General features: G+C 67.5%; 3 protein-coding genes. All 3 read right to left on the bottom strand.

Annotated features, from left to right (window positions below):
- Nucleotides 1-290 precede the first annotated feature (290 nt).
- Nucleotides 291-1,688: an IS1380 family transposase gene (locus tag Q0R63_RS24305; RefSeq protein ID WP_366521207.1), complete on the bottom strand. Its 1,398-nt coding sequence runs from the start codon at nt 1,686-1,688 to the stop codon at nt 291-293.
- A 308-nt stretch (nt 1,689-1,996) separates the two neighbouring features.
- Entirely contained in the window at nt 1,997-2,245 is a 249-nt protein-coding gene (locus Q0R63_RS24710; protein ID WP_366521206.1) for an isochorismatase family protein, read from the bottom strand.
- An 11-nt stretch (nt 2,246-2,256) separates the two neighbouring features.
- A partial coding sequence (locus tag Q0R63_RS24300; protein WP_295702982.1) for an aminotransferase class III-fold pyridoxal phosphate-dependent enzyme occupies nt 2,257-2,615 on the bottom strand: 359 nt, incomplete at its 5' end.

Genomic DNA, 2,615 nt, shown 5'->3' with positions numbered 1-2,615 from the left:
CATCACGCGACCTTCCATCGGGGTCCGCCGGTGCCCGGGCGGGCGCTCGCAGCGGGATCCCCTCCGAATGCACCCCAGCGCCCGCTGGTGGACGCGGAAGCTCGGGTCGCTGTCCGCCAGAACCCACAATGCGGGCGTTAGCCTCGGTCTTTCATGAGACTGGCTAACGCGTAGGTCAGGGCCGGGTGGCTCGGTTCGGGCCCGGGGGTATGCCGGTGGGCCGCGTGGCGCTGCGGGGCGGGTCTCCGGGTGGTGCTCGCTGGTGGGTGGACGGTTGAGGGGCTTGGCCCTCAGGTCCGCAGCGGGGTGAGGGTGCGGATGGCGGTGAAGGCGGCGACGATCTCGTGAGCCCAGGGCCAGGTCCGTGGGAAGCGGAGGTGCCGGCGGCGGCTGCTGTGGGTGAGGCGAGCCGGGACGCTTAGGAACCGGTACCGCAGCGCTTTGGGTTCGCACGCCTTGAGTCGCGGGGGCAAGGCCAGCAGTCTCAGCCAGGCGATGAGGTCGGCGGCGATCGACGCGGCGACGGTCATGCTCAAGCATGCCTGGTTGATGGCGTATTCGCGGGAGGGGAACCGGCCGACGCCGGCGTCTTTGGCGTGTCGGATCCTCGTCTCGACGTGTTGGCGTATGGCGTGCGCGCGGTGGCGGGCTTCGAGGAACGCGACCTGACCACCGTTGGCGAGGGGGGTGTTGGTCGCGACGGCCTGGTAGCGCCACCCGTCGGCGTGCTCGAACAAGGTCAGGGATGCACCGGGGTGGGGGTGCTCACGCCGGATCAGGACCCGCATCCCGGCCGGCCATGCCTTGAGGTTCAGCATGCCGGTGATCTCGACGACGTCGCCGTGTTCGCGGGGTTCGCCTTGGGCGGTGATCGCGGGCTGCCACGCCTTCTTGGGGACCCGGGCGATGGCGTCGCGGACCTTGTCGGTCACGGCGTACCCGACCGAATACTGCACTGTCCGGCCGCGTTTCGCGTTCAGGGCGGTGAGCCAGTCGAGCAGCCCGTGGGAGGCCCCGGCGCCGTCGGCGCGGATCAACAGCTTCTTGCGGTGGGCGGTGGGGACCTGTTCTATCGCCGCGGTCAGGACCGCGATGTGATCAGCGACGGTGTTCGAGCCGGCGTTCCCGGGCCGCAGCATCAGCGCCATGCTCTCCTGGGTGTTATCGCACCAGACGCCCAGTGGGTGGTAGCCGAACCCCCTCTTAAATGTCGACGCTGCGTTCTCCTTTTCCGAGTGCGTCGTCACCAGGGTGGCATCCACGTCGAGGACGACGGTGTCGCCAGCCATCAACAGGTCGGTGTCGGCGACCCTTGAGGCGGGTAACCCGCCCCGACTCTCGAGCTGGGACCAGACGTGGGCGCGGACCTTCGCCCGGGCGGTGTCGATCCGCTTCGTGACCGCAGGGGTGACCTCATCCAGGGCCCGCCATACCGTCGGCGCCGAAGCTACGGATCCGAGGACCTCGCTTTGGTGGCGCAGGACGTCGATGTCGGCGATGGCCTCGCCGCCGCCGGCGATCAGGACCGCTACGTCGACCAGCACCCTGCCCCGGTCGTGCGTGGGGGTGAAGCCGCGGCGCGCCATCGCCCCGGACAGGGCACCGGTCAGGCCGACCTGGTCAGCCAGGAGCCGGGTCGCCACGTTCCCGGCGTGAGCCACGACCCCACCCCCGTCCGCGGAGACCACCAACCCCGTGGACCACGACCGACCTCCGCAGACGGCTTTGCGACGTGCCCGGCGAGCTGACTTCTTCGTGGATCGTCCCGTTGTACTCTTCACTTGCGAGGTGCCTTCCACTCGAGACTGCTGAACCCTAGATAAGTCCAGTATCTCGTTGTGCGACAGGCACTTTCGCATTTCCAGACCGCGTGTCAGGTCACGTTCCGTGAACGGGCGAGGCTAGCTTGCCCACACTCCGGCTTCCTTTCCGCGGTCGGCGGCCTCCCAGACCCCGACGATCTGCTCATTCCTCGCGAGGTCGAACCGGTGTCGCATCAGCAGCATCGATGCGTCGTGCTGGGTGCGGTCGTCGCTGCCAATACAATCCTATGCCACCACCACGTAGTAGTCGCTGAACACGGCGTCTCTGGCCGCGACCTCCTGCAACCTTCTGTGGTGCAACCGCCCACGATAACGGTCTCGATCCCGTTACTGCCGAGCAGCAGGTCAAGGTTCGTCCCCCAGAACGCGCTTGAGCGGTACTTCGCCACCACCAGCTCGTTCTCCCGCGGCCTGTGCGCCATGGAGTCCTCGTTTACCAGCCGGCGTATGGCGCCACTTCTTCATCGGTGATCAGGCCCTGTGTGGCGTCGGTGATCGCGTGCCCGAGTATGTCCACCGCTCGGTCGATCTCGTCGTCGGTGATGACCAGGGGCGGGGTAATTTCTAGGACGTTACCACCGACGTAATAGACGACTACTCCTAATTGCCAGGCCCGGTACACGGCTTTTTGGGCGAGGAGGCAGTCTCGTTGCAAACTTTCCCTGTCGGTAACGAGGTCGACGCCGATGGCAAGGCCCCGTCCGCGGATGTCGCCGATCCGTTCTGCGGCAGCGTCGCTTCCGGGTCCGGAGCCACCGCCGCCAAACGCTCGGAGGCCGGTCATCAGCCGCG

The sequence above is a fragment of the Lapillicoccus sp. genome (assembly GCF_025353065.1).
GTDB lineage: Bacteria > Actinomycetota > Actinomycetes > Actinomycetales > Dermatophilaceae > Lapillicoccus.
Note: the sequence above shows the minus strand (reverse complement) of the source record. Positions and strands in the feature narration are given on the sequence as shown.

What these genes read in the sequence shown, in the direction of transcription:
- Q0R63_RS24710 (WP_366521206.1), bottom strand. Translation starts at nt 2,245, where the DNA reads ATGGCGCACAGGCCGCGGGAGAACGAGCTGGTGGTGGCGAAGTACCGC.